Here is a 6316-nt window from a genome sequence, read left to right as displayed (position 1 = left end):
TAAACGAAATAAAGATGAGAAGAGGAGGGTACCACCAATGGCTAAAGATTATATCAACGGTAAGCGGACACGTTTTGGTAACAAGCGTTCCCATGCCCTTAACTCAAGTCGTCGTAGCTGGAAGCCAAACTTGCAAAAAGTAACTATTCTGGTTAACGGCAAGCCAAAGAAGGTTTACGTTTCAGCACGTACACTGAAGTCCGGTAAAGTGACTCGGGTTTAATTCAACAAAAATAATGCCGTCCAGTGGTGGGCGGCTTATTTTTTTCAGAATGATTAACCCCATTAACTAAATTGTAGAAATGATTACTTTTGTGGTTGAACATGCTATGGTATGATGGTGTTAGTTTTAGAGTTGAAATAAAGCAGGCCTATGCTGGTGCTGCTGATGTTAAAAGGAGGCCATGATAATGGCAGTAAAGATTAAAACCAAGGCAGGTACGATTGACATCGATAATGACGTAATTTCGACAGTGGTTGGTGGTGCCGCTACCGATAACTATGGAGTAGTCGGTATGGCAAGTCGCAACCCGGTCCGTGATGGTGTTAATCAGATTCTTGGTCGCGACAACTTTAGCAAGGGAGTTGTAATTCGACAACAAGACAACGGTATCGTTGTGGAAGTTAACATTATCGTGAGCTATGGAACGAAGATCTCTGAAGTTTCGAAGAGTGTTCAGGCAAAAGTGAAGTACAACCTGGAATCGATGCTTGGCATTACGGCCGATGCGGTCAATGTCTGTGTCCAGGGTGTTCGTTCAATGGAAGACTAGTGTGGATACGGGAGGAAATTTAATTGGCTGTCACAGAAATTACAAATCTTGAATTTGGCAAGATGGTCCAAGCGGCCGCTGACAAGTTAAAGAAGAATGCTGAATTTATTAACTCATTAAACGTTTTCCCGGTTCCTGATGGCGATACTGGTACCAACATGGCTTCTTCAATGGCTAGTGGTGCTAAGTATGAGCGTAATGAGAATAGTACTGCGGTTGGGGATCTCAGTGCTGCCCTGGCTAAGGGACTATTGATGGGAGCACGTGGTAATTCAGGAGTAATCTTATCTCAGATCTTTCGTGGCTTTGCTAAGGCAACGGCTGGATTGAGTAAGCTGTCCGCTCAAGACTTTGTGGACGCCTATGCTAATGGTGCTAAGACAGCGTACAAGGCCGTGATGAAGCCAACCGAAGGAACAATCTTAACGGTGGTCCGCGAATCTGCTCAAGTCGGGATTAACAAAGTCAAAGAGACCAGTGATTTAACCGAGATTGTTCATGCGATCTATGAAGCAAGTGACCAGGCTCTACAGAAGACGCCTGATCTCTTACCAGTACTAAAAGAAGTCGGGGTAGTTGACTCCGGTGGCCAGGGATTAGTTTTTGTGCTTCAAGCCTTCGATGAAGCATTGAGTGGTCGAGTGGATAAGAGTGCTGATTATAAGCCTGACCAAGCGGAAGTTGATGAGATGGTTAACGCCCTTGATCACCAAAGCGTTCAGGGCAAGCTTGACCCGAAGGATATTAAATATACTTATTGTACTCAAATGCTAGTACGGATTGGTAAGGGTAAGCAAGTCACTCGCAAGTTCGATTATGATACCTTTTACAACTACTTAGCTAAGTTGGGAGATAGTCTTCTGGTAATCAATGATGATGCCGTTGTAAGAGTCCATGTTCACACTGAACATCCGGGTAAGGTGTTGAGCTGGGGTCAGGAGTTTGGTGATTTGCAAACCATCGAAATTCATAACATGGTTTGGCAGCAAGAAGAAATCATGGAACATGACGACGAAGAAGATGATTCAGCAGCAACGCCGGTTGAAAAGGCTAAGAAAGAGGAGAACGTACCGGAAACGGCTGTCATTGCGGTGGCTTCCGGTGATGGAATTGCCAAGCTCCTGAAGAGCCTCGGTGTTACCCATATTATTAATGGTGGGCAGACTATGAATCCAAGTACTCAGGACATCACTGATGCTATCAACCAGAGCGGCGCTAAACAGGCACTAGTATTGCCGGATAATGGCAATATCTTTATGACGGCCGACCAAGCAGCTCAAGTTGCCACTATTCCAACTAAGGTGGTCCATACTAAGACGATTGCTCAGGCCATGAGCGCTCTTCTGGAGTATAACCAGGAAGCTTCAATTACTCAGAATCAACAACAAATGGAAGCTAATATGACTACGGTCGCCAGTGGGGAAGTAACCCACGCAATTCGGGATACCAAGATTGACGGTCGTGAGATTCGTAAGGATGATTACCTCGGTATTGTTGATGGTAAGATTGTGGAAGCCGACCCGAACCTGAAAGATACGGCCATTAAAATGGTTAAGCAAATGTTAACTGACGATAGTGAAATTGTAACGATTTTGGTTGGTCAAGAAGGTGACTCCAAGACGGCTGACGAAATTAAGACCGCCATCGGCAAGGTTGACGATGAATTAGATGTTCAAATTTATGAGGGGGGCCAGCCTGTCTATCCATATTTGATTTCTGTTGAATAATATAAGTAAATAAACTTTTGGGGCCGTGACGAAGGCTGATTTGTCATGGCCCCTTTTCCACATTTTCTTGGGAGGTGATTGCAACGAAGAGTTTGCAGGATTCCGTAGCACATTTAAAAGGGGTAGGCAAGAAGCGGGTAGCTGACCTAGCAACTTTAGGAATCGACACGATTGCTGACTTGTTGACTTATTACCCAACCCGTTATAACGACTTGCGCCCAACGGACCTCCGAGAAGCTAAGGATAAGCAGAAGATCACCTTGCATGGTCAAGTAGTTTCAGAGCCGTTATTGACTCATTTCGGTTATCGGCGCAGTCGACTGAGCTTCCGCCTGCAGGTTGGGCAGAATGTGGTCCTGGTAACCTTCTTCAACCAACCTTACCTAGTTAAACAGGTGAAACCGAATGGTCAGGTGACCGTAATGGGTAAGTGGGATGCTCGTCGTCAGCAGGTAACTGCTAACCGGCTAACCACCCAGGATTTGACAACTAGTAACGATTTTGGTGCGGTTTATCCAGTCAATAAGCACGTCAAGCAGTCTCTGCTTAAGGGCCTCATTCGACAGGCTTTTACGGAATATCAGAATGTGATTCCGACACTTTTACCCCAAGCATTACGTCAACGTTATCGCTTATTAGATCGTCGTCAGATGTTAATGGGAATGCATTTCCCCAAAGATGCTGGACAAGCTAAGGCTGCTCGACGGACAGCTGCTTATGAGGAGTTCTTCCTTTTTCAACTGCGCTTACAGGCAATTCGCCAGGCACAGCGTAAGAAAAATGGCTTGCGGATTCTTTACCATAATGATGAGGTTAAACAATTTATTAGTCAGATTGGCTTTGAATTGACGGATGCCCAAAAACGGGTGACTAACGAAATTTGTGCTGATTTGCGTCGACCATATCAGATGAACCGTCTCCTTCAAGGGGATGTGGGTTCTGGTAAGACAATTGTGGCAGCCATTGCGATCTATGCCACGATTACTGCTGGCTATCAAGCGGCATTGATGGCTCCCACCGAGATTTTAGCGGCTCAGCATGCTGAAAAGTTGACTAAAACCTTTGCCGGGACACATGTTCATATTGGCCTTTTGACTGGTTCACTGACTCCTAAGCAACATGATCAGTTGCGTAAGGCCATTAAGCGGGGTGACATTAATCTGATCATCGGCACCCATGCCTTAATTCAGGAGGATATTGAATACGCCAATTTGGGGCTGGCCATCACTGATGAGCAGCACCGGTTTGGTGTCAACCAACGACAATTATTCCGGGAAAAGGGTGATCGTCCCGACGTTTTGGCAATGATGGCAACACCGATTCCGCGAACGCTGGCAATTACTGCCTATGGTGAAATGGATGTTTCGGTGATTGATCAAATGCCGGCGGGCCGAAAGCCGGTTAAGACCAAGTGGTTTAAAGTGGACCAGCAAAATGAAGCCCTTCATTTTCTACGTGACCAATTAGCTGCGGGTGCCCAGGCTTACGTGGTTAGTCCGTTAATTGATGAATCTGCGGCACTGGATGTCCAAAACGCTACTGATTTATATGAACAATTAGTAAAATATTTTGGTGACGATTATCGGGTCGGTTTATTGCACGGTCGGATGAGCGGTGATGAAAAGGAACAGGTAATGCGTGACTTCCAGGAAAAAAAGATTCAGGTACTAGTCTCCACCACGGTAATCGAAGTGGGAGTCGATAATCCCAACGCTACTGTAATGATTATTTACAATGCCGACCGTTTTGGCCTGGCTCAGTTGCACCAGTTACGGGGACGGGTTGGTCGTGGTAGTCGGCAAAGTTACTGCCTGCTATTAGCTGACCCGAAGACTGAAGAAGGCAAGGCCCGGATGAAAACGATGGTTGAGACTAATGATGGCTTTAAGGTTGCTGAACGGGATCTTGAATTACGTGGTTCCGGTGATGTTTTGGGCAACAAACAATCTGGTCTCCCTGATTTTAAAGTTGGCGACCCGGTTGGTGACGTTAAGATGCTCCAAATTGCCCGTAATGATGCCGAACAATTGTTGAAGACTCCTCATTGGGATATTATTGATGATAATCAACCGTTGGTTCTCTACTTGAAACGACACCAATTAGAAACACATTTTGATTGAAGGAGAAGAAGAATGAAAATTGCTGTAGACGCAATGGGTGGCGATCATGCCCCCAAGGTAATTGTTGAAGGGGTCGAGCAGGCTCGTGACCTTTACCCAGACCTTGAATTTAGTTTATATGGTGACCCCAGCAAGGTTAAACCATTGATTCAGAACAGCGAACGCTTGAAGATTATCCCGACCAGTAACGACATCACAATGGGTGAAGAACCGGTCCGGGCTATTCGCCGTAAGAAGAATTCGTCAATTGTCAAAGCAGCCATGGCCGTGAAACATGGCGAGGCAGACGCCTTTTTCTCTGCCGGCAATACCGGAGCGGTTTTAGCCGCTGGAATCTTCATCGTTGGCCGAATTAAAGGAATTGACCGACCGGGATTAACTAGTGTCCTACCAATTGCTCAACCGGGTGCTAGTCGTCACAGTTTTGTGTATCTTGATACCGGAGCCAATGCCGAGAGTAAAGAAAGAAACTTAGTGCAATATGCTTACCTGGGCAAGTTTTATTCCGAAAATGTTCTAGGAGTTGCTAATCCGCGAATTGGTCTACTTAATAATGGGGCCGAGGAAGATAAAGGAGATACTCTCCATAAGGCCGTTTGGCAGTTACTTAATAAGAAGGATGACCTGAATTTCGTCGGTAACGTTGAGTCTGGGGACTTACTCTTTGGGAAAGCAGATGTGGTTGTCAGTGACGGTTGGACGGCCAACGCGGCCCTTAAAGCTACTGAGGGTACTGCTAAGATGATGTTGAAACTGATCAGGCACGGTATTCTGCATGGTGGACTGCGGGCTAAACTTGGCTATCTGATGCTTAAGCCCATCTTTCACCAGATTGGGCAAACGATGAGCACTTCTACGTATGGTGGCGCTGTCTTATTGGGGTTAAAGGCGCCAGTGATTAAAACTCACGGAGCGGCGGACACCTTAACTGTTAAAAATACGATTGGTCAGATTCACACGATGCTCAAGGCAGGTGTGATTGACAAAACTGTTGACTTCTTTACCAACAATCCAGAAGTGGACAAGCCCACTAAAAACGCATAAAATAAGAGAGTATTTTGTAAAGTGAGGTTACGAGAATGGCTGATAATAAACGTAAGGAAATCTTCGATAAGGTTTCTGAAATTGTGGCTGATCATTTTGATGTTGATCGGGCCAAAATTACTGATGATTTGAACTTAAAAACGGATTTGGATGCTGATTCCATTGACTTCGTTGAATTTGTTTTGGAACTAGAAGATACCTTCAATGAACAGATTGATGATGACGAGGCTGAAAAGCTGAGTACCATTGGTGAAGTGGTTGACTACATTGAAGAACACACAAACTAACCAGGAAGCTCCCAACTGGCGGAGCTTTTTTATTTTAAAAACCTGCGAAATAGTCGTTGGTCTAGTATAATAGGGAAGAATTAGCTAATTGAATTTCATGAAAGAAGGAATTTATCAATATGATGGATGAACTGCAAGACTACCTGGCCAAGGAATTTGATATTCACTTTAATGATCCGAGTCGGTTAGCGGAGGCCTTTACCCAAGCTTCATACGTTAACGAGCACCCGCACCAAAATCTGAAGTTCTATGAACGGATCGAATTCCTTGGCGATGCCGTGTTGGAATTAATTGTTTCTGAATATATTTATAAACGTTATCCGGAATTACCCCAAGGGAAGTTGACCCGACTGCGAGCAGCAATG

At 45.1% G+C, this 6316-nt stretch carries 7 protein-coding genes; all 7 read left to right on the top strand.

Annotated features, from left to right (window positions below):
- The first annotated feature begins 37 nt into the window (after positions 1 to 37).
- Entirely contained in the window at positions 38 to 223 is a 186-nt protein-coding gene (gene rpmB, locus ACEYV4_RS08885; RefSeq protein WP_373842936.1) for a 50S ribosomal protein L28, read from the top strand.
- Between the two features lie 187 nt (positions 224 to 410).
- Positions 411 to 773, top strand: a complete 363-nt coding sequence (locus ACEYV4_RS08880) for an Asp23/Gls24 family envelope stress response protein (RefSeq protein ID WP_373842935.1) — start codon at positions 411 to 413, stop codon at positions 771 to 773.
- A gap of 23 nt (positions 774 to 796) precedes the next feature.
- Positions 797 to 2500 (top strand): DAK2 domain-containing protein, encoded by a 1704-nt coding sequence (locus ACEYV4_RS08875; RefSeq protein WP_373842934.1) that lies wholly within the window; start codon positions 797 to 799, stop codon positions 2498 to 2500.
- Between the two features lie 74 nt (positions 2501 to 2574).
- Positions 2575 to 4620 carry an ATP-dependent DNA helicase RecG gene (recG, locus tag ACEYV4_RS08870; RefSeq protein WP_373842933.1) on the top strand — a complete coding sequence of 682 codons (2046 nt, stop codon included), beginning with the start codon at positions 2575 to 2577 and terminating at the stop codon, positions 4618 to 4620.
- Positions 4621 to 4632: 12 nt separating this feature from the next.
- Positions 4633 to 5664 (top strand): phosphate acyltransferase PlsX, encoded by a 1032-nt coding sequence (gene plsX / locus ACEYV4_RS08865; protein ID WP_373842932.1) that lies wholly within the window; start codon positions 4633 to 4635, stop codon positions 5662 to 5664.
- Between the two features lie 35 nt (positions 5665 to 5699).
- Complete coding sequence (gene acpP / locus ACEYV4_RS08860) at positions 5700 to 5951, top strand: acyl carrier protein (protein WP_373842931.1); 252 nt, start codon at positions 5700 to 5702, stop codon at positions 5949 to 5951.
- Between the two features lie 119 nt (positions 5952 to 6070).
- Positions 6071 to 6316: ribonuclease III domain-containing protein (locus tag ACEYV4_RS08855; RefSeq protein WP_373842930.1), on the top strand; the 246-nt coding region annotated here is incomplete at its 3' end.

Source organism: Limosilactobacillus sp., assembly GCF_041859915.1.
Lineage (GTDB): Bacteria > Bacillota > Bacilli > Lactobacillales > Lactobacillaceae > Limosilactobacillus.
This window is presented reverse-complemented; position numbering and strand designations above follow the sequence as displayed.